Source organism: Streptomyces sp. LE64, from assembly GCF_052606915.1.
This window is the reverse complement of sequence record NZ_CP199708.1, coordinates 4,143,362-4,170,244: the sequence shown is the minus strand read 5'-3', so window position 1 is coordinate 4,170,244 and position 26,883 is coordinate 4,143,362. Positions and strand designations below refer to the sequence as shown.

24 protein-coding genes are annotated in these 26,883 nt (G+C 73.1%); 8 read left to right on the top strand and 16 right to left on the bottom strand.

Annotation, left to right across the window (positions count from 1 at the left end):
* Positions 1 to 243 precede the first annotated feature (243 nt).
* The 10 genes from ACSMX9_RS18865 to ACSMX9_RS18820 form a co-directional block, all read right to left on the bottom strand.
* Positions 244 to 651: a cytidine deaminase gene (locus ACSMX9_RS18865; RefSeq protein WP_445395399.1), complete on the bottom strand. Its 408-nt coding sequence runs from the start codon at positions 649 to 651 to the stop codon at positions 244 to 246.
* Entirely contained in the window at positions 648 to 1,934 is a 1,287-nt protein-coding gene (locus ACSMX9_RS18860) for an ABC transporter permease (RefSeq protein ID WP_351240302.1), read from the bottom strand. Before ACSMX9_RS18860 ends, ACSMX9_RS18865 begins: the two co-directional genes overlap by 4 nt.
* The gene (locus ACSMX9_RS18855) at positions 1,931 to 3,064 is read right to left on the bottom strand and encodes an ABC transporter permease (RefSeq protein ID WP_445395397.1); all 1,134 of its coding nucleotides are present in this window, start codon (positions 3,062 to 3,064) and stop codon (positions 1,931 to 1,933) included. Before ACSMX9_RS18855 ends, ACSMX9_RS18860 begins: the two co-directional genes overlap by 4 nt.
* Entirely contained in the window at positions 3,061 to 4,692 is a 1,632-nt protein-coding gene (locus ACSMX9_RS18850; protein WP_445403028.1) for an ABC transporter ATP-binding protein, read from the bottom strand. The genes ACSMX9_RS18855 and ACSMX9_RS18850 overlap by 4 nt, the downstream gene beginning before the upstream one ends.
* A 246-nt stretch (positions 4,693 to 4,938) precedes the next feature.
* Positions 4,939 to 6,003: a BMP family lipoprotein gene (locus ACSMX9_RS18845; protein ID WP_445395395.1), complete on the bottom strand. Its 1,065-nt coding sequence runs from the start codon at positions 6,001 to 6,003 to the stop codon at positions 4,939 to 4,941.
* A 253-nt stretch (positions 6,004 to 6,256) separates the two neighbouring features.
* Positions 6,257 to 7,492, bottom strand: a complete 1,236-nt coding sequence (locus tag ACSMX9_RS18840; protein WP_445395393.1) for an amidohydrolase — start codon at positions 7,490 to 7,492, stop codon at positions 6,257 to 6,259.
* A 135-nt stretch (positions 7,493 to 7,627) separates the two neighbouring features.
* Complete coding sequence (locus ACSMX9_RS18835) at positions 7,628 to 8,689, bottom strand: hypothetical protein (protein ID WP_445395391.1); 1,062 nt, start codon at positions 8,687 to 8,689, stop codon at positions 7,628 to 7,630.
* A 28-nt stretch (positions 8,690 to 8,717) separates the two neighbouring features.
* On the bottom strand, positions 8,718 to 9,716 hold the full coding sequence (locus tag ACSMX9_RS18830) for an N-acetylneuraminate synthase family protein (RefSeq protein WP_445395389.1): 999 nt from the start codon (positions 9,714 to 9,716) through the stop codon (positions 8,718 to 8,720).
* 10 nt (positions 9,717 to 9,726) lie between these two features.
* Complete coding sequence (locus tag ACSMX9_RS18825) at positions 9,727 to 11,004, bottom strand: cytidylyltransferase domain-containing protein (RefSeq protein WP_445395387.1); 1,278 nt, start codon at positions 11,002 to 11,004, stop codon at positions 9,727 to 9,729.
* Between the two features lie 52 nt (positions 11,005 to 11,056).
* Complete coding sequence (locus ACSMX9_RS18820; protein ID WP_445395385.1) at positions 11,057 to 12,352, bottom strand: DUF6716 putative glycosyltransferase; 1,296 nt, start codon at positions 12,350 to 12,352, stop codon at positions 11,057 to 11,059.
* A 198-nt stretch (positions 12,353 to 12,550) separates the two neighbouring features.
* Here ACSMX9_RS18820 and ACSMX9_RS18815 point away from each other — a divergent pair, with 198 nt between their 5' ends.
* The 3 genes from ACSMX9_RS18815 to ACSMX9_RS18805 are packed head-to-tail and all read left to right on the top strand — an operon-like array spanning position 12,551 to position 15,386.
* Positions 12,551 to 13,528, top strand: coding sequence for a glycosyltransferase family 2 protein (locus tag ACSMX9_RS18815; protein ID WP_445395383.1), 978 nt, complete (start codon positions 12,551 to 12,553; stop codon positions 13,526 to 13,528).
* Complete coding sequence (locus ACSMX9_RS18810) at positions 13,525 to 14,874, top strand: polysialyltransferase family glycosyltransferase (protein ID WP_445395381.1); 1,350 nt, start codon at positions 13,525 to 13,527, stop codon at positions 14,872 to 14,874. Before ACSMX9_RS18815 ends, ACSMX9_RS18810 begins: the two co-directional genes overlap by 4 nt.
* 50 nt (positions 14,875 to 14,924) lie before the next feature.
* Positions 14,925 to 15,386 (top strand): MarR family winged helix-turn-helix transcriptional regulator, encoded by a 462-nt coding sequence (locus ACSMX9_RS18805; protein WP_445395379.1) that lies wholly within the window; start codon positions 14,925 to 14,927, stop codon positions 15,384 to 15,386.
* A gap of 21 nt (positions 15,387 to 15,407) precedes the next feature.
* On the opposite strand, the gene leuE is transcribed toward ACSMX9_RS18805, so the two are convergent.
* The 6 genes from leuE to ACSMX9_RS18775 all read right to left on the bottom strand — a co-directional run bounded on the left by leuE (position 15,408) and on the right by ACSMX9_RS18775 (position 22,294).
* On the bottom strand, positions 15,408 to 16,067 hold the full coding sequence (gene leuE, locus ACSMX9_RS18800; RefSeq protein ID WP_445395377.1) for a leucine efflux protein LeuE: 660 nt from the start codon (positions 16,065 to 16,067) through the stop codon (positions 15,408 to 15,410).
* Positions 16,068 to 16,513: 446 nt separating this feature from the next.
* The gene (locus tag ACSMX9_RS18795) at positions 16,514 to 17,839 is read right to left on the bottom strand and encodes a hypothetical protein (protein ID WP_445395375.1); all 1,326 of its coding nucleotides are present in this window, start codon (positions 17,837 to 17,839) and stop codon (positions 16,514 to 16,516) included.
* Entirely contained in the window at positions 17,839 to 18,516 is a 678-nt protein-coding gene (locus tag ACSMX9_RS18790; protein WP_351249474.1) for an RNA polymerase sigma factor, read from the bottom strand. Before ACSMX9_RS18790 ends, ACSMX9_RS18795 begins: the two co-directional genes overlap by 1 nt.
* Positions 18,517 to 19,100: 584 nt before the next feature.
* Positions 19,101 to 19,730, bottom strand: a complete 630-nt coding sequence (locus ACSMX9_RS18785; protein ID WP_351249476.1) for a hypothetical protein — start codon at positions 19,728 to 19,730, stop codon at positions 19,101 to 19,103.
* Positions 19,731 to 19,810: 80 nt separating this feature from the next.
* Positions 19,811 to 20,317 carry a hypothetical protein gene (locus tag ACSMX9_RS18780; protein ID WP_445395373.1) on the bottom strand — a complete coding sequence of 169 codons (507 nt, stop codon included), beginning with the start codon at positions 20,315 to 20,317 and terminating at the stop codon, positions 19,811 to 19,813.
* A gap of 306 nt (positions 20,318 to 20,623) precedes the next feature.
* Positions 20,624 to 22,294 (bottom strand): beta-N-acetylhexosaminidase, encoded by a 1,671-nt coding sequence (locus tag ACSMX9_RS18775; RefSeq protein ID WP_445395371.1) that lies wholly within the window; start codon positions 22,292 to 22,294, stop codon positions 20,624 to 20,626.
* A 316-nt stretch (positions 22,295 to 22,610) separates the two neighbouring features.
* Here ACSMX9_RS18775 and ACSMX9_RS18770 point away from each other — a divergent pair, with 316 nt between their 5' ends.
* From ACSMX9_RS18770 to ACSMX9_RS18750, 5 genes are all read left to right on the top strand, one after another.
* On the top strand, positions 22,611 to 23,255 hold the full coding sequence (locus ACSMX9_RS18770) for a 2-oxo-4-hydroxy-4-carboxy-5-ureidoimidazoline decarboxylase (RefSeq protein ID WP_445403027.1): 645 nt from the start codon (positions 22,611 to 22,613) through the stop codon (positions 23,253 to 23,255).
* Between the two features lie 214 nt (positions 23,256 to 23,469).
* Positions 23,470 to 23,850 carry a succinate dehydrogenase, cytochrome b556 subunit gene (gene sdhC / locus ACSMX9_RS18765; RefSeq protein ID WP_351249482.1) on the top strand — a complete coding sequence of 127 codons (381 nt, stop codon included), beginning with the start codon at positions 23,470 to 23,472 and terminating at the stop codon, positions 23,848 to 23,850.
* Positions 23,851 to 23,855: 5 nt separating this feature from the next.
* Positions 23,856 to 24,338, top strand: coding sequence for a succinate dehydrogenase hydrophobic membrane anchor subunit (locus tag ACSMX9_RS18760; protein WP_351249484.1), 483 nt, complete (start codon positions 23,856 to 23,858; stop codon positions 24,336 to 24,338).
* Between the two features lie 22 nt (positions 24,339 to 24,360).
* Positions 24,361 to 26,115 carry a succinate dehydrogenase flavoprotein subunit gene (sdhA, locus tag ACSMX9_RS18755; protein WP_445395369.1) on the top strand — a complete coding sequence of 585 codons (1,755 nt, stop codon included), beginning with the start codon at positions 24,361 to 24,363 and terminating at the stop codon, positions 26,113 to 26,115.
* Positions 26,115 to 26,873 carry a succinate dehydrogenase iron-sulfur subunit gene (locus ACSMX9_RS18750; protein WP_351249488.1) on the top strand — a complete coding sequence of 253 codons (759 nt, stop codon included), beginning with the start codon at positions 26,115 to 26,117 and terminating at the stop codon, positions 26,871 to 26,873. The genes sdhA and ACSMX9_RS18750 overlap by 1 nt, the downstream gene beginning before the upstream one ends.
* The last annotated feature ends 10 nt before the right edge of the window (positions 26,874 to 26,883 follow it).

Here is a 26,883-nt window from a genome sequence, read left to right as displayed (position 1 = left end):
CTTTCGCACCAACCGGTAGCACCGACACGCGTGTTGGCCGGAGCTGACCGGAGAAGGCCGTTACGGGGAAGAACGTGAACCGGCCGGTTCCGGTTCCCCCGACCGGCCACGTCCGCCCCGTCACCCACGACTCGGCCGAATCACCTCGCCCAGCTGGCCGAAATACGCCGACTCCCCGGAACGTGCGGACGGCCCTGCTCCCCGCCGTCGCGGGGAGCAGGGCCGTCAGGGGTGCGGCGGATGCTAGGCGAGGTGCTCCGGGCCGAAGGCCAGGGGGAGCATCTCGGACAGGGGGAGCAGACCCGCCGGGGTGTCCAGGACGAGGGCGGGGCCCCCGAACTCGTACAGCAGTTGTCGGCAGCGGCCGCACGGGACGAGGACCTCGCCCCGGCCGTCCACACAGGTGAAGTGGGTGAGCCGGCCGCCGCCGCTGTTCTGGAGCGCCGAGACCAGCCCGCACTCCGCGCAGAGGCCGATGCCGTACGAGGCGTTCTCGACGTTGCAGCCGGTGACGGTGCGGCCGTCGTCCACCAGGGCAGCGGCGCCGACCGGGTAGCCGGAGTAGGGGGCGTACGCCCGGGACATGGCGTCCCGGGCGGCCTCCCGCAGGGCGTCCCAGTCCACGTCCGGGGCGGGCGCGGGGGACGTCATTTGCCTTGGCCCTTGCGGTACCTCATGCCGTCGGCCTTGGGCATCCTCAGCCGTTGTGCCGCGAGGGACAGCACCAGCAGGGTCACCACGTAGGGGGTGGCGCCGACGAACTCGCCGGGGACCTCGTCGGTGAGGAGGAACCAGACCAGCACGACCGCGGCCACGGCCAGCGAGATCACGCCCTGCACCATCGCCTTGCGGTACAGCTTCCAGCCGGCGAGCAGCACCAGCAGCACCACCACGAGCAGCAGCATCGCGTGGACGACCTCGCCGCCGTTGCGGAGCTGGAGGGCGTCGGAGAAGCCGAACAGGCCGGCGCCCATGGCGAGTCCGCCGGGCCGCCAGTTGCCGAAGATCATCGCCGCGAGGCCGATGTAGCCGCGGCCGCCGGTCTGGCCCTCCAGGTAGATGTGCGAGGTGACCAGGGCCAGGAAGGCGCCGCCGAGGCCGGCGATGCCGCCGGAGATGGCGACGGCGAGGTACTTGTGGGTGTAGACGTTGACGCCGAGGGACTCGGCCGCGACCGGGTTCTCGCCGCAGGAGCGCAGCCGCAGCCCGAACGGGGTGCGCCACAGGATCCACCAGCTGGCGAAGAACAGCAGGACGGCCAGGATCGTCACCACGGAGACGTTGGTGACCAGGCCGCCGAGGATGCCGGCGACGTCGGAGAGCAGGAACCAGTGCAGGTCCTGGAGGCTCTGGAGGGCGTCGGAGAGGCCGGGGATGGTGATCTCGGGCAGCGACTCGGCGGGCGGGGACTGCTTGGGGTTGCCGCCCGCGGTGGAGGCGTCGCCGTCGGCGAAGAAGATCTTGGCGAGGTACTGGGTGGCGCCGAGCGCCAGCAGGTTGACGGCGACGCCGGAGACGATGTGGTCGACGCCGAAGGTGACGGTGGCGACGGCGTGGATCAGGCCGCCGATCACGCCGAAGCCGACGCCGCAGGCCAGGCCGAGCCAGGGGCTGGTCTGCCAGCCGATCCAGCCGGCGCCGAAGGTGCCGAGGATCATCATGCCTTCGAGGCCGATGTTGACCACACCGGCGCGCTCGGACCACAGGCCGGCGAGGCCGGCGAGACCGATCGGGACGGCGAGCCTGAGGGCGGCGCTGATCTGGCCCTCGGAGGTGAGCTGGTCGGCGCCGGTGACCACGCGGACCGCGGAGACCAGGACGAGCGCGCCGGCGATGACGAGCAGGATGCGGGAGAGGGTCCAGCGGCTGCGCCGGGCGCCCTTCTCCACCGGGGGCGCCCCGGGGGGCGGCGTGTCGGTCATCGTGGCGGTCATCGGGCCACCTCCTGCTTCTCGGTACGGGCGGCGGCGGCCTGGGCGGCGAGTTCGGCGCCGACGCGCTGCTGCTGGCGCTTGAGGCCGAAGCGGCGGACGACCTCGTAGGCGATGACCACGCACAGGACGATGACGCCCTGGATCACGCCGAGGATCTCCTTGTCGTAGCCCTGGAGCTCCAGGTGGCTGGTGGTGCGCTCCAGGAAGCCCCACAGCAGCGCGCCCAGCGCGATGCCGACGGGGTGGTTGCGACCGAGCAGGGCGATGGCGATGCCGGTGAAGCCGATGCCCAGCGGGAAGTCGTTGGCGAAGTGGTGGCTGTCGTTGAGCAGGGTCGGCATGCCGATCAGGCCGGCGACGGCGCCGGACAGGATCATGCTGGTGGCGACCATCTTCTTGACGCTGACGCCACTGGCCGAGGCGGCCGACTCGGACTGGCCCACGGCCCGCAGGTCGAAGCCGAAGCGGGTGCGGCCGAGGACGAACCAGTACAGGACGCCGACCAGGATCGCGACGAGGACGAAGCCCCACACCTCGCCGGCGGGGCCGGCGTCGAAGGCGAAGAACCAGGAGCCCTCGGGCAGCGGCTTGGTGGACACCAGGGTGCCGGCCTTGTCGAGCTGGCCGAGCTGCTCGGGCTGGATCAGGTAGCCGATGATCGCGGTGGCGATGGCGTTCAGCATGATGGTCGAGATGACCTCGCTGACGCCCCGGGTGACCTTGAGGATGCCGGCGATGGACGCCCACAGCGCGCCCACGGCCATCGCGCACAGCACGATCAGCGGGACGGCGAGCCAGCCGGGCGCGGTGAGCGCCCCGCCGAGCAGGGCGGCGACGAAGGCGGCGAGCCGGTACTGGCCGTCGACGCCGATGTTGAAGAGGTTCATCCGGAAGCCGATGGCGACCGCGATGCCGGCGAGGTAGTACGTGGTCGCCTTGTTCAGGATGTAGACCTGGCTGTCGCTGGCGGAGCCGAAGGTCACCATGTCGCTGAACGCGGCGAACGGGTCCTTGCCGGTGGCGAGGAGCACCAGGGCGGTGATGACCAGGGCGGCGACCAGCGCGAGGACGGGGGCCGCCAGTGCGAGGAGCAGCCGCTCCTTGTCGATGCGGGAGGTCAGTTTCTTCATCGGGCGTCGTCCTCCGACTGGGTGCCGTCCGCGCCTTCGGGGCTCTCGGTGTCGGTGGGGTCAGTGGTGTCGGTGGGATGTTCCAGGTGGCCGGTGGCCGCACCGGTCATGGCGGAGCCCAGTTCCTCGGGCGTGATGGAACGCGGGTCGGCGTCGGCGACCAGGCGGCCCCGGTACATCACCCGCAGGCTGTCGGAGAGGCCGATCAACTCGTCGAGGTCGGCGGAGATCAGCAGCACGGCGAGGCCCTCGCGGCGGGCTTCGCGGATCTGGTCCCAGATCTGCGCCTGGGCGCCGACGTCGACGCCGCGGGTGGGGTGGGCGGCGATGAGTAGCTTGGGGGCGTGGCTCATCTCGCGGCCGACGATCAGCTTCTGCTGGTTGCCGCCGGAGAGGGAGGCGGCGGTGACGTCGATGCCGGGGGTGCGGACGTCGTACTCGGTGACGATCCGCTCGGTGTCGGCGCGGGCGGCCTTGATGTCGAGGAGTCCGCCGCGCGAGTTGGGGCGCTCGGTGATGTGGCCGAGCATCCGGTTCTCCCACAGCGGGGCTTCCAGCAGCAGGCCGTGGCGGTGGCGGTCCTCGGGGACGTAGCCGATGCCCTGCTCCCGGCGGTGCCGGGTGGAGGCGCGGGTGATGTCGGCCTCGGCGAGGGTGATGGTGCCGCTGTCCGGGGTGCGCATGCCCATGATGGCCTCGACCAGTTCGGACTGGCCGTTGCCCTCCACGCCGGCGATGCCGAGGACCTCGCCGCGGTGGATGGTGAGGGTGATGTCGTCGAGGATGACGCGCTCGACGCCATCGAGGTCGGTCTGGGTGAGCCGGACCGTGTCGACGACGAGGGTGGGCACGTCGGTGACGGTGGACTCGCTGGTCTCCGGCGAGGGGAGCTCGCTGCCCACCATCAGTTCGGCGAGCTGCTTGGTGGTGGTGGTGCGGGGGTCGGCGGTGCCGACGGTGGTGCCGCGCCGGATGACGGTGATGTCGTCGGCGACCGAGAGCACCTCGCCGAGCTTGTGCGAGATGAAGATGACGGTCAGGCCCTCGGACTTCAGTTCCCGCAGGTTGTCGAAGAGCGCGTCGACCTCCTGGGGGACCAGGACGGCGGTGGGCTCGTCGAGGATGAGGGTGCGCGCGCCGCGGTAGAGGACCTTGAGGATCTCCACCCGCTGGCGGTCGGCGACGCCGAGTTCCTCCACGAGGACGTCGGGGCGCACCCCGAGGCCGTAGGCGTCGGAGATCTCGGTGATCCGCTTGCGGGCCTTGGCGCCGATGCCGTGCAGCTTCTCGGCGCCGAGGACGACGTTCTCCAGCACGGTCAGGTTGTCGGCCAGCATGAAGTGCTGGTGGACCATGCCGATGCCGCGGGCGATGGCGTCGGAGGGGCTGTGGAACGACACCTGGTCGCCGTCGACCGTGATGGTGCCCTCGTCCGGCTTCTGCATGCCGTAGAGGATCTTCATCAGGGTGGACTTGCCGGCGCCGTTCTCACCGCACAGGGCGTGGACGGTGCCCTTGCGGACGGTGATGTCGATGTCGCGGTTGGCGACGACGCCGGGGAACCGCTTGGTGATGCCGCGCAGTTCGACGGCGGCTGCCGCGGAGGGCGGAGGGCTGGACGCGTTGATGGCGCACTCCTCGGGGAAAAGGGGCAGGCGAGGCGTGGGAGGGGAAGAGCGGCCGGTGCGTCGCGTTCCCCGGTGTCGTCGGCTCGTCGGCGACGTGTGCCACTGTCGCTGCGGGGCCGGGAGGACGTCACGCGCCAACTGAACGCTACACGCGTAGAGTTGACACATCGTTATGGCTCGGCGGGGGGTGCCGTCGTGCGCCCCACCCCGCCGAGCCGGTGGTCCGGTGTCGCCCGGACCGTGCGGTCACGGGGTCGTGTTGACCTTGACCTCACCGTCGATGATCTTCTGCCGGGCCTCGTCCAGCTTGCCCTGGATGTCCTTCAGGAAGCCGCCGCTCTCCGAGAGGGAGACGCCGCCGTCCTTCAGCGGGTAGGTGTTCACGCCGGTCAGCGGCTTGCCGTCCCTGACGGACTTGATCAGGTCGTAGACGCCGATGTCGACGTTCTTGACCACCGAGGTCAGCACGGAGTTCTTGTACTTCGCCAGACCCGGGACGTTGTACTGGTCCGAGTCGACGCCGATGCCCCAGGCGCCCTTGACGCCCGCCACGGCCTCGATCGCACCGGTGCCGGAGGAGCCGGCCGCCGTGTAGATCACGTCGGCGCCGTTGTCCAGCATGCCCTGTGCGGCTTCCTTGCCCTTGTCGGGCGAGGCGAAGCCGGAGGTGTCCGAGCCGCGGCTCAGGTACTGGGTGTCGATCTTGACCTTGGGGTCGGTCTCCTTGACGCCCTGGACGAAGCCGGCCTCGAACTTCTTGATCAGCGGGATGTCCGCGCCGCCGATGAAGCCGACGTGACCCTTCTTCGACTTCAGCGCGGCGGCCACGCCCGCCAGGTAGGAGCCCTGCTCCTCGGTGAAGGTGATGCTGTCGACGTTCGCGGCCTCGACGACCGAGTCCACGATGCCGAAGGTGGTGTCCGGGTACTTCTTGGCGACCTTCGTCATCGACGCGGAGTAGGCGTAGCCCACGCCGATGATCGGGTTGAAGCCCGCGTCGGCGAGGGAGGACAGCCGCTGCTCGCGGTCCGCCTCGGTGTCGCTGACCTTCGCGGTCAGCTCCTTGAGCTCACCGCCGAACTCGTCCTTCGCCTTGTCGGCGCCACGGGCGGCCGAGTCGTTGAACGAGTAGTCACCACGGCCGCCGACGTCGTACGCGAGACCGATCTTGACGCCCTTGCCCCCGCTGGACGACGCGGAGTCCGAGCCGGACTCCTTCTTCTCGGACGACGTGCTGCCACAGGCCGTGGCGGTGAGGGAAAGCGCGGCGGTCGCGGCGACCACGGCGGAGATTTTGGCTACCCGACGCAAGGGGGGCTCCTTCAACCTGACCGAAGCGCCACTTGCGGCGCTGGTTTCGCGGCGATCGTAACGCGCGTAGATGTCAGATAAAGGGCTCTTGGGGAGCTGTTATCGGATCGACGCACAGCCCTCCGCGAGGCGGGGTGATTCCCGGGGCACAAGGGCAATCCGGTGACGCGTGGTGACGGACGGACCGCGCGCGCGTACCCCGCCCCGGACCCCCGCGCGGACCGGCCGTCCCAGGTGGGACGGCCGGTCCCGGTCAGTCGCGGCCCGCGTCCAGCAGGGCGGCGGCGGTGAACAGTTCGACACCCACCGTGATCGCGGTCTCGTCCACGTCGAAGTCGCCCTGGTGCAGGTCGCGCACCGTGCGCTCGCCGGGGCGACGGACCCCCAACCGGGCCATCGCGCCCGGCACCTGCTGGAGGTACCAGGAGAAGTCCTCGCCGCCCAGGCTCTGCTCGGTGTCCTCCACCGAGCCGACGCCGCGGCGGGCGGTCATCGCGGAGCGCAGCAGTTCGGTGACCGCGGGGTCGTTGACGACCGGGGGCACGCCCCGGACGTAGGTGATCTCGGTCTTGGCCCGGTACAGCGCGGCGACCTCGTCGATGGCCGCGTGCACCACGTCCGGGGCCTGGCGCCAGGCGGCGAGGTCCAGGCAGCGGACCGTGCCGGAAAGCTCCGCGTGCTGCGGGATGACGTTGCAGGCGTGGCCGGACTCGATGCGGCCCCAGGTGACGGCGAGCCCGGCGCGGGCGTCGACCCTGCGGGCGGCCAGCGCGGGCACCTCGGTGGCGACCCGGGCCGCGGCGGCCACCAGGTCGGTGGTCAGGTGGGGGCGGGCGGTATGGCCGCCGGGGCCGTCGAGCGAGACCTCCAGCCGGTCGCAGGCGGAGGTGATGGGCCCGTGGCGCAGTCCGATCCGGCCGGCGTCCACCCGGGGGTCGCAGTGGACGGCGATGATCCGGCCGACCCCCTCCAGGGCACCGGACTCGATCGCGTCGGGGGCGCCGCCGGGCAGCACCTCCTCGGCCGGCTGGAAGACCAGTCGCACCGGGTGCGGCAGCCGGCCCTCGCGGTGCAGTTCGGCGAGGACCAGCCCGGCCCCGAGGACGGCGGTGGTGTGCACGTCGTGCCCGCAGGCGTGCGCCCGGTCGGGGACCGTGGAGCGGTAGGCGCAGCTGGTCTTGGTGTCCGGGATGGGCAGGGCGTCGATGTCCGCGCGCAGTGCCAGCACGGGACGGTCGTCGTCCCGGGTGCCGATGTCACAGATGAGGCCGGTGCCGGTCTTCAGGACCCGGGGGGCGAGCCCGGCGCGTTCCAGCCGGGTCTTGATCGCGGCGGTGGTCCGGAACTCCTGGTTGCCCAGCTCGGGGTGCATGTGCATGTCGCGGCGGAACGCGATCAGCTCGGCGCGCAGCGCTTCGGGGAGGGTTCCGGGCAGGGGGCTCGGGCCGGAGTGGTCGGCTTCGGACGGGGAGTCTGTGCCAGCGGACATCAGTTGGTTCACCCTTTGAAGGGTAAAGCGGGTCGGGGGTCAACTGGGCGGTGATCTAGGAAAGTTCAGCCGTATTGGCGTAACGGTTCGGGATCGGAGCGAGTGGTTCCGGCTCGGGTGGGGTAGACAGTCCGGTTACCCCGCGCACACGGACCGCAGTCGGTGCACCTCCCGGGCGGTGTCGGTGACCCCGGCCAGGAAGCCCCGGGCCCGTGGCGAGGCCCCGGCGGTGAGCCACTCGGGGTCGATGTCGCAGACCGCCACCCGGGCCCCGGTGCCGGCGAGGGCGAGGGGCAGGGTGTGGACCACGGTGGAGGGGAAGCTGAGCACGGTCCGGCCGATGGGTCCACGGCGGGCGATCAGCTCAAGCGGCAGGTCCGGGCGGCGGATCTCCAGCCCGGTGGCGGCGGCGAGGGCGTGCAACTTCTCCGGGCGTTCGCGCCGGTGCGCGAAGTAGCGGGTGGCCCCGTGGGCGCGGGCCAGCGAGCGGACGGCCGCCGCGTACCGCACCGGGTCCACCACGCCCGTCTCCACCAGGGAGGTGCCCACCAGGTCGGCGCCCTCGCTGAGCCGGGGCGGCCCGAAGCGGGAGCGGGTCCAGCCGAATTCGTTGGCGGTGGTCCGCACGCCCTCGGGGACCGCGGCGAGCGGCAGCGCGGAGAACACCTCGACCGTGCGGCCGGGGCCGGGGAGCAGCCGGCGCCGCGCGGTCGCCGTGACCGGGGCGAAGGCCAGGTCACGGGGGCCCGGACGGCCCCCGTGCCGGTGCCAGCGGACCAACCGCTCTCCGGCGGCGAGTTGGCCGACGAACTCCATGGTGGCGGTCCCGTCGTCGACCACCACCAGCTCCGGGGCCCGGGTCAGGGTCAGCAGCAGGTGGACGTAGCGGGAGAACGGGTCGCCGACGACGACCCGGGGCGCCCCGCGCAGCAGGGGCGCGAGCCCGCGGACCGTGCGCAGCGGGCCCGTGCCGCCGCGGGCCTCCTCCCAGCGCACCCGGTGGCCGGCGTCCCGGGCCAGCTCGGCCATCCTGCGCAGTTGGCCGCGGGTCATCGGGTCGGCCGGCGGCAGCACCACCACGGTGAGGGCCTCGGGCGGCCGGTGGTGGGCCCACTCCAGGGTGTTGAGGAGTTGCACGGGGCTCTCGACGAACGCGAGCGTCGGGACGGGGCCCTCGGGCCCGACTCGGGTACTCACTGGCCGCTCCGGGTGCGTGGGAGGGGGACTAGACGGTGACCGGTTCGCCCGCGGGGACGGCGACGGCCGGGGTGCGATCCTGGGCCTGGGCCTGGGCCTGGGACGGGGGCTGTGGCTGGGTCTGGGTCTGGGCGACGACGCCGGGGACGCGGCGCAGCTTGCGCATCGGGCCCAACTCGGAGTCGTAGACCTTCTTCACCCCGTCGCCGAGGGACGCCTCGACGGTGCGGATGTCGCGGACCAGTCGGCTCAGGCCCTGCGGCTCCACCGAGGCGGCCTGGTCGGAGCCCCACATGGCGCGGTCGAGGGTGATGTGCCGCTCGACGAAGACCGCGCCGAGGGCGACGGCGGCCAGGGTGGTCTGGAGGCCCGTCTCGTGGCCGGAGTAGCCGATGGGGACGTTGGGGTACTCCCGCTGGAGGGTGTGGATCATCCGCAGGTTCAGTTCCTCGGCCTTGGCCGGGTAGGTGGACGTGGCGTGGCAGAGCAGGATGTTGTGCGAGCCCAGGACCTCGACGGCGTGCCGGATCTGCTGCGGGGTCGACATGCCGGTGGACAGGATCACGGTGCGGCCGGTGGCGCGCAGGGCACGCAGCAGTTCGTCGTCGGTGAGGGAGGCGGAGGCGACCTTGTGGGCGGGGACGTCGAACTCCTCCAGGAAGGCGACGGCCTCGGTGTCCCAGGGGGAGGCGAACCAGTCGATGCCGCGCTCGGCGCAGTAGCGGTCGATCGCCCGGTACTCGTCCCGGCCGAACTCGACGCGGTGCCGGTAGTCGATGTAGGTCATGCGGCCCCAGGGGGTGTCGCGTTCGATGTGCCACTGGTCGCGCGGGGTGCAGACCTCGGGGGTCCGCTTCTGGAACTTGACGGCGTCGCAACCGGCGTCGACGGCGGCGTCGATCAGGGCGAACGCCTTCTCCAGGTCGCCGTTGTGGTTGATGCCGATCTCGCCGGTGACGTAGACGGGGCGGCCGGGGCCCACGGAGGTGGTGCCGAGGGCGCGCAGACGGGCGGGGTTCAGGGGCATGGGTGGTTCCTTAGTTGTGCGATGCGTGGAGCGGCCGGAGGAGGGCCGTCGGTCGGGGGGTGAGGGGTGGGTCGGGGTCGAGTGCGGGGCCGAGGAGCCAGCCGGCGATCTCCCGCACCGCGCCGTCGCCGCCGCGGCGGACGGTGACGGCGCGGGCGGCGTCGCGGACCGCGGTGTGGGCGTCCGCGACGGCGACGGGCCAGCCCACGAGGGCGAAGCACGGCAGGTCGTTGACGTCGTTGCCGGCGTAGAGCACGCGCTCGGGGGCGAGGTCCCGCTCCCGGCACCACCGGTCGAGGGCGAGGTCCTTGCGGTCGATGCCGTGCAGGACCGGGACGCCCAGCTTGCGGGCCCGGGCGGCGACGACCGGGTTCCGTTCGGTGGAGAGGATCAGCAGGTCCACTCCCGCGCGGCGCAGGGCGGCGACGCCCAGTCCGTCCCCGCGGTGCACGGCGACGGTCTCCCGCCCGTCCGCGTCGATCAGCACCCGGTCGTCGGTCTGGGTGCCGTCGAAGTCGAGGACGACCGCGTCCACGTCGCCGCGGCGCGGCAGGGCGCCGGGGCGGTCCGCGTCCAGCAGCGGGGCAAGGGCGCGGGCCCGGGCGAGGTCGTGCGGGTCGTCGACCTCCAGGACCCGTTCCGGGTCGGTGCGGACCAGGGCGGTGCGGCCGAAGAAGCGGTGCCGGGCGGCCCGGAAGCCGGGGACGGCCATCGCGTAGGCGGCGCCGGTCTCCAGCAGGTCCTGCGGGCGGTCCTGGCGGCGGGGGCGCACGGACTTGTCGTGGTTGACGCCCGTGCCGTCGCCGTCCTGCCGGTCGCCGCCGGCGCGCCAGACGAAGCCGTGGAAGGGGGCGACGGTGACGGCGGTGTCCGCGCCGTCGAGGACGGCGGCGGCGACCGCGTCGACGTCGGCGCCGGTCAGGAACGGGCTGGTGCACTGGACGAGCAGGACCACGTCGACCGGGCGCCCGTGGCGGGCGGCGTGCGCGTCCAAGGCGTGCAGCACCGCCGCTTCGCTGCTCGCGGTGTCGCCGGCGAGGTCGGCGGGGCGGACGACGACCTCGGCGCCGGCGCGGCGGGCGGCCCCGGCGATGGCGAGGTCGTCGGTGGACACCACCACGTCGTCGACGTGCGGGGCGGCCCGGCACGCCTCGACCGCGCGGACGACCAGCGGCACGCCGCCGACCTGCGCGAGGTTCTTCCCGGGCACTCCCTTGGAGCCGCCCCGGGCCGGCACCACCGCCAACACCCGCCCGGGTGCGGCGGCTCGGGTGGATCGTGTCGTCATGGTCCGTCCTCCTGCGTCGTGGTCCGTGTCCCGGGGGCCGTCGCCCGGGTCCTCACAGCTCCCCCAGGCGGCGCACCGCGGGGGCTACCCGCTGCACCCCGTGCCGGTAGGCGCTGCGGGCGGCCCGCCGCACCGCCTGCCGGACCGGGCCGGCGGCCCGGTCGCCGCGGGGCGCCCCGTCCAAGGGGGCGCCGTCCGGCCCGAGGTGGTGGCGGGCCAGCAGGCCGGGCAGGTAACCGGGTGCGGAACGCGCCGTGTAGTAGGGGGAGAGGGGCCCGGGTCCGGGACCGTCGAGCAGGGCGGCGAGCCGGTCGCGGGCCCCCTGGTACGGGTCGGGGCCGGTGGCCGGGGGGACGCCCTGGCGGGCCACCCATCCGGCGTCGGGCACCGGTGCTCCGCCCGCGTCGATCCGGTCCCAGGAGGTGAGGCAACCGGAGCCCACGAAGTGGTGGTTGCCGAGCGCCTCGCGCACCCCGAGGTCGGTGAGGACCGCGGTGGGCACCCCCCGGTGCAGCGCTTCGAGGGCTGCGGTGGAGCTGACGGTGACCAGCAGGTCGGCGTCGTCCAGCACCTCGCCCATGTGCCCGTACACCAGGCGGAGGTTGTCGGGCGTGGCCCGCCCCCGCACCAGCTTCTGGTAGGGCGACTCCTCGACGTGGGTGGTGTGTTCGCCGGGCCGGGACCGCAGCTTCAGCAGCACCCGGCGGTCCGGGTGGAGTCGGGCGTGCCGGATCAGCCGCTCCAGCAGGTAGCCGCGGTCGGCCCGGTCGGCCGGCACCGAGGGCTGGGCGGCGAACACCACCGTGTACGGGTCCCGCCGGCGGTAGGGGGCGCCGTCGAGGAACGGCAGGGCCACCTCGACCACGGCGGCCGGGTCGGCGCCCACCCCCGCGTACACGGCGCGGAACCGTTCGGCGTCGGCCCGGGAGTTGGCGAGGACGAGGTCCGCGCCGTGCCGCAGCAGCAGCCCGTCGGTCAGCTTCTCGTAGACCACGCCGACGTAGCCGGTGACGACCACGGGGCGGCGGTCCCGGCCGCGCCAGGCGCGGGCGAGGCCGTGCAGCACCGCCTGGACGCCGCCGCCGACGAGGGCGAGCACGACCACGTCGTGGGGTGCGCGCGCCATGGCGGCGAGGAATTCTGCGGTGGTGACCTCCGTGCGGGAGGCCGCGGGGACGCCGACCTCTCGGAGTTGACGGTCGGTGGGGGTGGCCCGGCCGCGCAGCAGGTAGCCGTCGAGCCGGCCGTCGGGGGCCAGTCGGTGCGCGGTGAGGGCGCCCCACTTCCATCGGGTGTCCGAATCGGCGAGCACGGCGACCCGCGGGGACTTCGAGGTGCTTGTTGACACACCGAGGACGCTAGGAAGAAAGCCAAAGGCGCGGCCCAACCCGAGTACAACAAACGGTGAACAGCACACCGCGAATTCGTCAAACTCCCCCGGGAAAAGAACGGACCGCGTCCGGTTGGCCATTCCGTCACGGGGCGTTCATCGGACATACGCCTGCGGGTCGACACGGGTGCTGGCTCTCCGCATAACGTCTGCCGGGTGGTCAAGCTCTCCGTGATCGTGCCGTTCTTCAACGTCCGGCCCTACGCACCCGACGCCCTGCGGAGTCTGCGCGCGAACGCCCGCGACGACGTCGAGTTCCTCCTGGTGGACGACTGTTCCGAGGACGGCACCGGGGACCTCCTCGACCGTGCCGCGGAGGAGTTGCCGGGCGCGGTGCTGCTGCGGCACCCGCACAACGCGGGACTGGCCGCCGCCCGCAACACGGGCCTGGACGCGGCCCGCGGCCGGTACCTGACGTTCCTGGACGGCGACGACTGGGTCGCCCCCGGCCACTACGCCCGACTGGTGGCGTGCATGGAGAGGTGGGGCTGCGACTTCGTCCGCACCGATCACGTGCGCAGCACCGGCCGGACCCGCACGGTGCACCGGGTGCCGCACGGGCGGCGGGGCGAGGTCCTCGACCCGCGGACCCTGATCCTGCCCGCCGACCGGTCGACGTCGGTGGACTACCCCTACGCCTGGGCCGGCGCCTACCACCGGCGGCTGGCGGACCGGGGGTTGCTGCACTTCCCCGCCGGGCTGCACACCGCCGAGGACCGGCCCTGGATCTGGCGGCTGCACCGCGAGGCCGAATCCATGGTCATCAGCGGATCGTTGGGGATTTTCTATCGACGTGGAATATCCTCGTCCCTCACCCAGATCGGCGATGTCCGGCAACTCGACTTCATTCGCGCTTTCGACCGGGTTCTCATGGAAACATCCGACGACCGCGAGGCGGAGAAATTCCTCCCGAAAGCGGTGCGCACCTATTGCGCGGTCATCGCCCACCACCTGAGCACCCCCGAGAAGTTCGAGCCCGCCGTGGCCCGGGCGCTGCGGGACCGCAGCGCGGCGGCGCTGCGGCGCATGCCGCAGGCGGTGCTGGACGAGGTGCTCGACGGGATGGACGCCCCGCGCGCCACGCGACTGCGCCGGCTGCGCCGCCGCCCGGTCGGAGCGGAGGTCGCCGCATGACCGTCCGCGTGCTGCTCGCCTCCACCTCCTACGGGGTCGCCACCCTCGCCGCCGCGCTCGACGCGGGCCTGCTCCCGGCGGCCGACCGCACGGTGCTGCTGCTCTCCCGGAACGCCGCCGTGCCCGAGACCGCTCCCCCGCTGGACGCCTCGCCCGGCTTCGCCCGGCTGGCCTCGCGGTTCGACGAGGTGCGCTCGTGGAACGCGACGGTCGCCCCGTTCCACCCGAGCGCCTGGTCCCCCCGCACCCAGGACGTCCCGCTCTGGGAACGCTCGCTGCGGCTCGCCTGGGACCTGGGCGACGAGGAGGTGGCGCTGGTGGTGGAATCCCTGCACGTCAACCCGGCCATGGCGATCGCCAGGATCTTCCCGGACGCCCCCCTGCACGTCTACGCCGACGGGCTGATGAGCTACGGACCCACCCGCGACCGCCTCGACGTGCTGATCGGCACCCGGGTCCGCGAACTGCTCCACCTGGACCTGGTGCCGGGGCTGCGCCCGCTGCTGCTCACCGAGTTCGAGGTGCCGGCCCGCCCGGTGCCGACCGATGCGTTCGGGAAGGTGCTGGACGAACTCGCCGACGCCACCGGGGACGTCGACCTTCCCCCCGCGGACCGGGGCGCCGACGGGCCGGGGCCGGCCCTGCTGCTCGGCCAGTACCTGGCCGAGCTCGGCATCCTCACCCCCGACGAGGAGGAGGACCTCCATCTGCGGATGCTGCACGGGGCCCTCGCCCGCGGGCACCGCCGGATCACCTTCAAGCCCCACCCCACCGCCCCCGCCCGGCAGTCGGCCCGGCTCGCCCGGGCCGCGTCCGAGGCGGGCGCGGAGTTGACGGTGCTGGACCGCCCGGTGCTCGCCGAGGTGCTCTACCGCAGGCGACCGCCCGGGCTGGTCGTCGGTTGCTTCTCCACGGCGCTGTTCACGGCGGCCACGTTCCACGGGCTGCCGGTCGCCCGGGTCGGCACCGAGCTGTTGTTGGAGCGGCTGACCCCGTACCAGAACGGCAACCGGGTGCCGGTCACCCTCGTCGACGCCCTCGTCCCCGACCTCGCCGCCGCCCCGGACGGGGCGGGGGGAGGCACCGCCGTGGACGCGGCGGCCCTGGTGACGGCGGTCGGCTTCGCGATGCAGCCGCGGGTGCTCGCCGACCGGCGCCCCGAGGCCGTGGAGTACCTCGCCCGGCACCTGGACGAGCACACCCGCCGGTACTTCAAGAAGCGTCGGCTGACCGCCCTGGGGTTGCCCGGCGGGGTGCCGCGGCAGTTCGCGTTCCTCCCCCGGAACGCGGCGGTCCGCCGGGTCGCCCGCGGGGCCCGGGCGGTGAAGCGGGCCGCGCTGGGGTGAGCGGGGGCGGCGCTTGACCTCGACCTTGGTTGAGCTCCTACCGTCGCGGCATGGAGTACACACACGATGACCAGGGACTCGCCCGTCAGCCCATCGGCTACTGGAGTTGGGCGACGTACGACGCCGTGGTGCCGTTCATCCGGGCCGGGCTCGCCGAGCACGGACTCGCCCAGCCGCAGTGGTGGATCCTCAACCAACTCGCCGACTCACCCGGGGGCCGCCCCCTGCCCGATCTCGTCGCCCTGCTCAGCGGCTACCTCGACGACCTGGAGACCACGATCGAAGCCGAGACCGGCGACCTGGTCCGGCGCGGCCTCGCCGACACCGAGGAGGGGACGGCGCAGGTCCGGATCACCGAGGCCGGTCGCGCCCTGCGGGAAGCGGCCGCCGCGACCCAGCAGGCCCGGATGGCCACCCTGCACGCCGGGGTCTCCGAAGCGGAGTACGTGGCGACGGTCAAGGTGCTGCAACGGATGATCCACAACGTGGGCGGGCGCGCCTGGCACCACTGACCCGCCCGCTGCCGGACGGGGTCACGCCCCGGCGGTCGACAGCTTCGCCGCGAAACCGAGGAAGAGCGCGCCCGCCGCCGTGGTCGCCCCGGCCGACAGCCGGCGGCGGCTGCGGAACAGGGCGGCCAGCCGGGACCCGCCGAAGATCAACGCCGACAGGTACAGCGCACTGGCCACCTGGAGGCAGGTGCCGAGCACCACGAAGGTCACCGCCGGATAGGCGTACGCCGGGTCCACGAACTGCACGAAGAAGGAGATCAGGAACAGGATGGCCTTCGGGTTCAGCAGACTGATCAGGAAGGCCCGCCGGAACGGCCGCTCCCCCGAGTCCACCGGGGCCCGCTCGGCCCCGTCCTCCCGGGCCGGCTCCTCACGGCGCTCCCGCCACATCCCCCAGGCCGACCGCAGCAGCCCGACCGCCAGCCAGGCCAGGTAACCGGCGCCCGCGAACCTCACGATGCCGAACAGCACCGGGTTGCTCTGGAGCAGGGAGGCCGCGCCCGCCGCCGCCAGCGTCATCAGCACCAGGTCCCCGGCCCACACCCCGGCCGCCGCCGTGTACCCCCGCCGCACGCCTTGGCGGGCCGCGACCGACAGCACGTAGAGGGAGTTCGGCCCCGGCAACAGGATGATGAGGACGAGGCCCACCAGGTAGGTGGAGAGGTCTGTGACACCGAGCATGAGGCGGAGTCTCGCACGAAAACGGGACATCGCGACAGGGTCGTCCGTCGGCCGGACCCGGCCCGGCGGGCCGCGGGAGCAGGAGGAGCCGGACCCGTCGGATCCGGCGGAAGGGAGCCACAGTGGCGCGGGCGGGACCGGGGGAACATGTCCCGCCCGCGCCGGTGGCGACGAGCCGTAGGTACGGGGGGAACCCCGGCTCTCGCGAGGCCGATGACCAGTCGGCCCACTTGATACTGCGCCATCACTCGGCAAAACGTCACACCTGGCGGGAATTTTCTCCAGCTTGACGAGAACCCTCCAGGTCAGAAGCGGCCCCGCTCGGACATATCGCCAGGAAAAGCCCGGGGTTCGGTGGCCGATACCCGTTCCCTTCCCCCGCGACCGCGGGGGAAGGGAACGCGCTCGCGGTCCGGTGCGCGGCCGGCTCAGCCGGCCGCGGCGACTCAGCCCGCGAAGGATGCTCCCGGGCGGGCGGAGAGGGGAGAGGGGGTCCCGGAGGAGGGGGAAGGCGAGGGGGAGGACACCGGGGGCCGCGCGGGCACCGGGACCCCGCCGGCGACCCGGGTCGGGGCGGGAGAGGCGCCGCGGGGCCCGCCCGGGTCGGGGTCGCCGCCGCGGCGGGGCTTCGCCGGAGTGCCGCCGGCCACGCCGTTCCCCCGTTCGTCGTCCCTGCCCTTGCCGCCGTCGGGGCGGTCGCCGCCCTTGCGGCCCTCGCCCCGGGCGCCACCGGCGGCCTCCCGCTCTCCGCGGTCCCGGCCGCCGGGGCCGCGGTCGTCCCGGTCGGCGCCCGAACGCCGGTCCGCGGGACGGCGGGCGCCCTCGGCTTCGCGGTCCTCCCGGCCCCCTCGGTCCTCCCGCTCGTCCGCCTGCCGCCGGCCCGCGGCGGGTGGTCCGGAGGGCACGGCTGCGTGGCGGGCCAGCATCCGCACGCAGAAGCCGGTCACCCGGTGCGGGCCGCCGGCGGCGCGTTCCAGTCGCCCAAGGCCCTCGGCGTCCAGGGCGCCCTGCCGGTGCTCCCGACAGTCCTCGACCGCCCGGACCACCCACGCCCCGCCCTCCGGGCCCGGCGTCGGGTCCCCCGTCGTGGTGGGGACGTCCCCGACCCGAGGGGTGCCCGGGGATCGGAACGGGCGCTCCGGCACGGCGCTCCCGCTGGCCCCGTCCGGGGACTCGCCCCCGGAGACCGTGGCGGTGGGCGGGACGGGCACCGGGGCGGTCGTCCGGGGGTGCGGGTGGTCGCCGGTGATGGTGCCGCGTCCGTCGAACGGCGTCGGCAGCACCCCGGTGCCGGTGGCGACGGCGACCCCGCCGATCATGCCCGCGACCAGCACCGAGGTGATGGTGAACCGCACCGGCCGCGCCCACCGCGGGCGCCGGCGGACGTGCCCCCGCCGCCCGGCTGCGGGCCGCGCAGGCTCGGGCCGCACGGTGGCGTCGGGCTCGACCCCGGGCGCCGTGGCCGTCCGGCGGGCGTGCGCCACGCGGTACGCGGCCACCGCCGCCGCCTCGCCGGGCAGCTCGCCGTCGAAGCCGGCGGCGTTCCGGGCGGGTGCCGCGCCGGGGTGCCGGTGCTCCCGGGACCCGGCGGAGCGGTCGGGCCCGCGCCCGGCCTCGTCCCGCAGCGCGTCCAGGAACCCGGCCAGCCGGTCGGCCCGTCCGTTCCCCCAGGCGTCGCCGCCGTGCAGGCCACCGGTGTCCTCGGGTCGTTCCCCCCGCAGCAGGCGTTCCGCCACCTCTCGGTCGGGCCACCGTTCCTGCTCGTCGGGCATCACATGTCCTTCTGCGTCCGCGTTCGCGAATGCGTCACACCGGCGGACAGGGCTTCCCGCGCTCCCGGGCGGCGCGGACGGGGCACTGCGTCGAGGCGTTCCGAGGGGGCCGGGTCATCCTCTTCGGGCTCGTCGCCGAGCAGTTCGGCGAGACGTTTCAGCCCCCGGTGGGCGGCGGTCCGCACGGCGCCGGGGCGCTTGCCGAGGGTCTGTGCCGCCGTCTTCGCGTCGAGGCCGACGACCACCCGCAGCACCACCGCCTCGGCCTGGTCCTGGGGCAGCCGCGCGATCAGCGACAGGGTGCGGCTGGTGGCCAGCGCCTCCATCGCCTCGACCGCGGTGTCCGACTCGGCGGGCTTGCCGGTCAGCTCGGTCTCGTCCGCGCCTATCGCGGGGCGACGGCCCCGCATGCGTATGTGGTCCAGCGCGCGGTTGCGCGCGATCCGGGCCGCCCACCCGCGGAACCGGTCGGCGTCACCGCTGAACCGGTCCAGGTCACGGGCGATCTGGAGCCAGGCCTCGGAGGCCACGTCTTCGGCGTCCGGGTCGCCGACCAGCGTCCGGACGTATCCCAGCAGCCGTGGATGCACCGAGCGGTACACCGTTCGGAAGGCCCCGTCATCCCCGTGCTGAGCCGCAAGCACCGCGGCGGTCAACTCCGCGTCGTCCCCCAGCACTCAACGCACTCCCTCATTGCGCCTGGACCGACGTCGCGTCCGCGAGTCGGCAGGTCACCGTCGTGGTCTTCCCGTCCATGGTTGCGGTCCCTGAATGACCGCGGACATCGATGGCCCGCACTCGGCGCGAAAGGCACGCTACGGCCTGAAATGCGTCCACGTCCATGTTTGTACAAGCCGCAACTACCACCGGGAAGAGTGGGGTGTGACACAAAACGAGCCTCCGGCGCAGTAGTAGATACGGGCCGCCGCGCGGCCCGTGCCGTGCGGCGGCCGGGGCCTCTCCTGTGGGGGGTGGCGGCCCCGGTCGTTGCCTCCGCACCGCCTCCCCTCCCGTCGGCTGCCGTCGCGCCCGGGACGCCGCCGGGCGGCCCAGCGGCCCGCTCCCCGCTCTTCCCGCCCCGACCTGGGGTTTCACCGGTCGGGCCACTCCCCTTCCGCCGCGGATCCGCCCTGCCCTGGCAGCTGCCGCGGCCGGTGTCGTCCCGGCGCGGCGGGGGCGGGACCGGCCCCCTGCGGGCGCCGTAGGGAACCGGCCATCCGCGGGCCGGACCGACCTGCGCCGCACCCCACGGTCGGACCGCTCAGTTCCGGCCACGAGCCCGCCGGGAGACCACCGCCCGCAGCACCCGTCGGCCCTCGGTCGTCACCGCGTGCGCCTGACGCATCCCCCCGGTGCCCCGGGCGGCGACCAGTTCGAGGGTGGTCTGCTGCCGTCGCAGTTCGGCGGCGGCCAGCGGCGGCAGTTCGGCGGCACGGTCCTCCCGGGCCGCGACCAGGGGTTCGTCCACGGAGTCGGCGACGGCGCCCTCGGCAACCCCGTCCCGGGCCGGGTCCAGCAGCAGGTGGATGCGGAGCGAGGCCAGCGAACAGTCGTCCGCCCAGGTCCGCAGACCGGGGTCCGGGGCGTCCCCGCCCCGGAGTGCGTACGGCAATGCGACGGGCGCGTCGGCCAGCATCCGCAGGGCCAGGTCCCCGGCCTCGTCCTCGGTGGCGCACTCCCCGCCGGCGGTGGCTTCGGCCAGTGCGGTGCGGACCAGGTCGACCCGCTCTCCCCACTGTCCGGCGTCCCCGCCAGCGCTCAGCACCGCCCACAGCGGGCGCAGCAGTTCGTCGTCGCCGCCGAGCAGCGAGACGCAGCGGTCGAGGCAGGCGAGGCCGCTGACGGCGAGCCCCCTCTCGTCCGCCTCGGATATCAGTTCGACCAGGCTCATGACGCCTCCCGTCACCACCGGCGTGGCGCCTTCCTGCGGCGTCCGCACTTGTCCTTTCTGCGTGTCCCGCGCCCCAGGCGTCACAGCCGCATCACTCCGAGGCGTTCCAGGAAGCGGAAGAACAGTTGTTCGGCGGAGGGGTCCGCACGGGCGCCCAGCACCTCGACGAGCGGTCCCGGGGCGACCGTCGCCCCGGCCTCCGCCGCCCAGCCGACCGCCCGGTCCGCGGCGTCCGTCGGCGCGAGGAAGTAGTCCTCCAGGGTGCGTTCGTCGCCGCCGAGGTGGGCTGCGGTGGCCGCCCGGTCCAGGCAGGTGGTCCAGCCACCGCCGTCCGGGGCCGCGGCCTCCACCACCACGCACGCGCTGTTCATGACGTACCCGAAGAGGGCCGGGGCCCCGGTCTCCAGCGCCAGGGCGTTCATGCTGCCGATGTCGGTGCCGTCCTCGCCGCCCGGGCACTCCCAGACCTGCCAACCGTCGGCGCGTCGCTCCAACAGACTGAGTTCGCCCCGGACGGCCGCGAGGGCGTCGGTGCCGTCGAGCGGTTCCCCGCCCCGGCCCACGACGTAATAACCCCAGTAGCCCATTCGGTCGTCCCCCGTCCCGAGCGAAATCCCGCCATGCGCGGACGCCGACCAGATCACCACACTGCCGCGGCCGTGCGCTAGCCCTTGGGCGCTTTGTGGCGGTTCACTCCGATGGGTCGGCCCCGGTGCGCGCCCCGGCGACGGGGTGCGTCCCGTTTCCTCCCGCTTCCCCGTCCCCCGCCGCCGTGCGGCCGGGGAGCGCCGTACCGGGTGACCGCCCGCCGGTGCGTCGAACGGCAGACGCCCCGGTACGACATCCGCCGCAGGGTTCCTGCACCCGGTGGCCCCGCGCGACGACGGGCCGGCTCAGTCGACCCGGTCCGCGAGGCGGACGAACTCGTCCCAGGCGAGGGCGGGCCGGGCCGGGTCCCACAGCTTCTGGGCGGTCGCCCGCAGCGGCAGCCTGATGCCGGCCGCGACCTGCGCGGGGGTCTGCGCGTTCGGGAAGTCGCCCCACACCGCGAAGGAACCGCCGAGGATCTGCCGGTCGTAGCGCCGGTCGACGGGGCGGGTGCCCCGCACCACCAGCGGGGTCCACTCCTCGTAGATCCGCCGCCCGGTCGGGTACGTGAACTGGTTGGGCTCCCCTAGGACGTAGTAGAGGTACTCGTCGTTGTAGTTGACCAGAGGGCGACCGGTGCGCAAGTACTCCACGGGCTCCCGGGCGCCGATCTCGGTGCCCGTCCAGTACGCGGTCTCGATGTCCTCGGCGGGCTGCACCCCGCCCCGGAAGAACCCGTCGTTCCAGGCCCGCGGTCGCCGGCCCAGGTCGCGCACCGTCTCGGCCCGGTCCTCGACCCAACCGGTGGCGAGGTCGCGGACGGTGGCCCCGGCCCCGTACCGCTCCCGGGCCGCCGCGGCGAGTTGCGGGTAGCGGGCGGCCGGGTCCCGGGCGAAGAGCGCCGGGTACTCGTCCCCGCCCAGGTGCCAGTACGGGCCGGGGAACAGCTCCGCGTACTCGCGCAGCAACTCGTCCACGATCTCTCCCGCCCCGGGCCGGGATATGTCGACGGCGCCCCGCGGACCCGAGCCGTCGGTGCCGCGCAGTTGCAGGTCGGGGTGGGCGGCGATCACCGCACCGAGGTGCCCCGGGGAGTCGATCTCCGGCACCACGTCGATGTGCCGGCTGCGCGCCAGCGCCAGGATCCGGCGGACCTCGGCCTTGGTCAGGTGGTCCCGGGACACCACCTCCGGGTGCCGGTCGGAGGCGATGCGGAAGCCCTGGTCGTCGGAGAAGTGCAGGCCCAGCTCGTTGAACTTGAGGTCGCCCAGCTCCCGGATCCGGTCCTCGATCCAGCCGACGGAGTAGGTCTTGCGGGCGATGTCCAGCATGAAGCCGCGCCGGGGCTTGGCCGGCTCGTCCCGGACGACGCCCTCGGGCGCCGCCCCCGCCCCGCGCACCGCCTGCTTGAGGGTGCGGGTGCCGTGGAAGACGCCCCGCTCGGTGGCGCCGGCGATCCGGACCCGGTCGTCCCGCACGGTCAGGACGTACGCCTCGGAACTGCCGTCGCCGTCGCCGTCGAGGGCCAGTTCCACGTCCCCCGGCCCGGCCGCCGCGTCCTGTGCGAACCCGAGCCCCAGTTCGTCCGCGATCAGCCGGCCCTCGTCGGCGAGCGCGGCATCGGCGACGACGACCCGCCGGTCCGCCGCGGGTCGCCAGCCGGGACCCCGGGCCGGGGTGTGCTCCCGTACCGCGGGAATGGTGAGCGGCGCCCGGGACAGCGGGCCGGTGGGGCTGGGGCGGGCCGACTCGGCGGGCCCGGACGGGGACGCGGCGGGTCCGGTGGACGTCGGGGAGTCGGCCGTGGCGTCGGTACCGGTGCCGTCACCGTCGCCGAGCACCAGCGCGAGCACCGCGGCGAGCCCGCCCAGGACGACGAGGACGGCGAGCGCGAGGAGCACCCTGACGGTCCGGCGGGACCCGTCGGCCCGTCGGTGCTTCGGGGACGGCGCACGCCCCCGCGGCTTCCTCGTCATGCCCTCGACCCTCTCCCGTCCCCGGGTGCGGCGCACCTCGGGCGAGTCCCTATCATCGGCGCCGACGACGCGTCAGCGATCCCGGTCGACGTCAGCGCAGCGGACCCAAACTCTTCCGTTCGGGTGATATCCGTGCCCCTGTCGGACGCCTTCCGGCAGCGGATCGCTAGCGTGGCCGCACAGATCCCATCCGTGCCGTCCGCACCATCCGGCACAACCGCTTCCCACCTGCGACGGCGCACACCTTCCGCACCGCCGCACCGCCCCGGCACCACGCGACCCACGCCGTCGCACCGTTCCTCACCAGGGAGCCACGCTGCCCTCTCACGGGTTCCTCCGACCGACCGCCGCCGCCGGACCGCCCCGGCAGCGCACCCCCGTCCCGGCCGGCCTCGACCGACTGAACTCCGCCGCGCCCGAGACCGCGCTCGGCGCGTTCCTGGGCTGCTGCGCCAGCCACCGTTGGGCCGCCCGACTCGCCGCGCACCGCCCCTACCCGACGCTGGAGGCCCTGCTGGCCGCCGCGGACGAGGCGGCGTACGACCTCACGGCCCCCGACCTCGCGGAAGCCCTCGCCCGGGAGGCCCCCACCCGTCCGCCCAGCGCCACCGGGCCGGGCCATTCCGCCGCCCGCACCGCCCTGAGCGCCGCGCACGCCGCCTACGAGAGCAGATTCGGCCACGCCTTCCTGCACTGCCTGGACGACTGCCCGCCGGAGGAGTCGCTCGACCGGGTGCTCAGCGCGCTGCGCACCCGGCTGGGCCACGACCCGGAGGAGGAACGGACGCTCGTCGCCGACGAACTGCGCCGGATCGCCCGCGGGCGCCTCACCCGACTGGCGCAGGACCGCACCACGACCGCGACGGCCCCGGAACCGACCGTCGGCCCGCCCGGCACCCGGGCGCGCGGGGAACAACCGGAGGGTCATTCCTCCATGAATGACCGAAAAGAGCCCTTCTGAGGGTCCGTCCGACCCTTCGGAGAGTGACCGAAAAGCGATGTTGATCACCCATACGTGCCCGTTTGATTGCCTGTTTGATCACACCGGCCGGCCCCACGTGAAGGTTCCGACAAGTCGTCGCTACGATGGCCGGGGCCGGTGGACCGTACCCGGCCGGGCCAGACCGACACCCCAAGCCGGCAGGCCCTGATCCCCGCTCCCGGAGGGTTCTTCCGTGCCGGCTGGAACGCTGTACCGCGGCCGGGAAGGAATGTGGTCCTGGGTGGCTCATCGAGTCACCGGCGTCCTCATCTTCTTCTTCCTGTTCGTCCATGTGCTGGACACCGCACTCGTCCGTGTCTCCCCGGAGGCGTACGACAAGGTCGTCGCCACCTACAAGACACCCCTCGTCGCGCTCTTGGAGTACGGCCTCGTCGCCGCCGTCCTCTTCCACGCGCTGAACGGCCTTCGGGTGATCGCCGTCGACTTCTGGTCGAAGGGCCCCCGCTACCAGAAGCAGATGCTGTGGACCGTGGTCGGCATCTGGGTCGTGCTGATGATCGGGGCGCTGTACCCGGTGCTCGGCCACGCCGTTCGTGAAGTCTTCGGGAGCTGACGCACATGTCGACCGATCTCTCCGCACAGTCCGGCATCGGCGCCGTCGAAGGCGCGGCCGTCTACGGCCCCGACAACCCGGCCCCCCTCATCGAGGCCCCCCGCAAGCGCACCGGCAAGACGCCGAAGTCCACGCGCGGGAACTTCGAGCTGTACGGGTGGCTGTTCATGCGCCTGTCCGGCATCGTCCTGGTCGTCCTCGTCCTCGGGCACCTGCTGATCCAGCTGGTCCTCGACGGCGGCGTGTCCAAGATCGGCTTCGCCTTCGTGGCGGGCCGCTGGGCCTCGCCCTGGTGGCAGACCTGGGACCTGGTGATGCTCTGGCTCGCGATGCTGCACGGCGCCAACGGCCTGCGCACGGTCATCAACGACTACGCCGAGCGCCCGAACACCCGGCTCTGGCTCAAGGGCCTGCTCTACACCGCCACGGTGTTCACGATCCTGCTGGGCACGCTGGTGATCTTCACCTTCGACCCGAACATCCGCTAGGCACGGGGCTGAGGCAACCACCATGAAGATCCACAAGTACGACACCGTCATCGTCGGCGCGGGCGGCGCCGGAATGCGCGCCGCCATCGAGGCCACGAAGCGCAGCCGCACCGCCGTGCTGACCAAGCTCTACCCCACCCGGTCCCACACGGGCGCCGCGCAGGGCGGCATGGCCGCCGCGCTCGCCAACGTGGAGGAGGACAACTGGGAGTGGCACACCTTCGACACCATCAAGGGCGGTGACTACCTGGTCGACCAGGACGCCGCCGAGATCCTGGCGAAGGAGGCCATCGACGCCGTCCTCGACCTGGAGAAGATGGGCCTGCCGTTCAACCGGACCCCGGACGGCACCATCGACCAGCGCCGGTTCGGCGGGCACTCCCGCAACCACGGCGAGGCCCCCGTCCGCCGCGCCTGCTACGCGGCGGACCGCACCGGCCACATGATCCTCCAGACGCTGTACCAGAACTGCGTCAAGGAGGGCGTCGAGTTCTTCAACGAGTTCTACGTCCTCGACCAGCTGATCACCGAGGTCGACGGGGTCAAGCGCTCGGCGGGCGTCGTCGCCTACGAGCTGGCCACCGGCGAGATCCACGTCTTCCAGGCGAAGTCCGTGATCTACGCCTCCGGCGGCACCGGCAAGTTCTTCAAGGTCACCTCCAACGCGCACACCCTCACCGGCGACGGCCAGGCGGCCTGCTACCGGCGCGGGCTGCCGCTGGAGGACATGGAGTTCTTCCAGTTCCACCCGACTGGCATCTGGCGCATGGGCATCCTGCTGACGGAGGGCGCCCGCGGTGAGGGCGGCATCCTGCGCAACAAGGACGGCGAGCGCTTCATGGAGAAGTACGCGCCGGTCATGAAGGACCTCGCGTCCCGTGACGTCGTCTCCCGCTCCATCTACACCGAGATCCGCGAGGGCCGCGGCTGCGGCCCCGAGGGCGACCACGTCTACCTGGACCTCACGCACCTCCCGCCGGAGCAGCTGGACGCCAAGCTCCCGGACATCACGGAGTTCGCGCGGACCTACCTCGGCATCGAGCCCTACACGGACCCGATCCCGATCCAGCCGACCGCGCACTACGCCATGGGCGGCATCCCGACCAACGTCGAGGGCGAGGTGCTGGCGGACAACACCACCGTCGTGCCGGGCCTGTACGCGGCCGGCGAGGTCGCCTGCGTCTCGGTGCACGGCGCCAACCGCCTGGGCACCAACTCGCTGCTCGACATCAACGTCTTCGGACGCCGCGCGGGCATCGCCGCCGCCGAGTACTCCGCCACGGCCGACTTCGTGGAGCTGCCGGAGGACCCGGCCGCGCTCGTCGTCGACCAGGTCGAGCGGCTGCGCAACTCCACCGGCACCGAGCGGGTCGCCCAGATCCGCAAGGAGCTCCAGGAGACGATGGACGCCAACGTGATGGTGTTCCGCACGGAGCAGACCATCAAGACGGCCGTCGAGAAGGTCGCGGAACTGCGCGAGCGCTACAAGAACGTGTCCGTGCAGGACAAGGGCAAGCGGTTCAACACGGACCTGCTGGAGGCGATCGAGCTGGGCAACCTGCTCGACCTGGCCGAGGTCATGGCCGTCTCGGCGCTGGCCCGCAAGGAGTCCCGCGGCGGTCACTACCGCGAGGACTACCCGAACCGCGACGACGTCAACTTCATGCGCCACACCATGGCGTACCGCGAGGTCGCGGCCGACGGCACGGACTCGGTCCGTCTCGACTACAAGCCGGTCGTGCAGACCCGCTACCAGCCGATGGAGCGTAAGTACTGATGGCAACCCCCGTACTCGACAAGGCCGAGGCCGCGGCCTCGTCCTCCCACCTGATCACGGTCACGTTCCGCATCCGGCGCTTCAACCCGGAGCTGACGGCGGACGCCGTGTGGGAGGACTTCCAGTTCGAGATCGACCCCAAGGAACGGGTCCTCGACGGCCTCCACAAGATCAAGTGGGACCTGGACGGCACCCTCACCTTCCGCCGCTCCTGCGCCCACGGCATCTGCGGCTCCGACGCGATGCGCATCAACGGCCGCAACCGGCTGGCGTGCAAGACGCTGATCAAGGACATCAACCCGGCGAAGCCGATCACGATCGAGCCCATCAAGGGCCTCACGGTCCTCAAGGACCTGATCGTGGACATGGAGCCGTTCTTCCAGGCGTACCGGGACGTCATGCCGTTCCTGATCACCAAGGGCAACGAGCCGACCCGGGAGCGCTACCAGTCCGCCGAGGACCGCGAGCGCTTCGACGACACCACCAAGTGCATCCTGTGCGCCGCGTGCACCTCGTCCTGCCCGGTGTTCTGGAACGACGGCCAGTACTTCGGCCCGGCCGCGATCGTCAACGCCCACCGCTTCATCTTCGACTCGCGCGACGAGGCCGGCGAGCAGCGGCTGGAGATCCTCAACGACAAGGACGGCGTGTGGCGCTGCCGCACCACGTTCAACTGCACGGACGCCTGTCCGCGCGGCATCGAGGTCACCAAGGCGATCCAGGAGGTGAAGCGGGCGCTGATCACGCGCCGCTTCTGACCTGACGCGA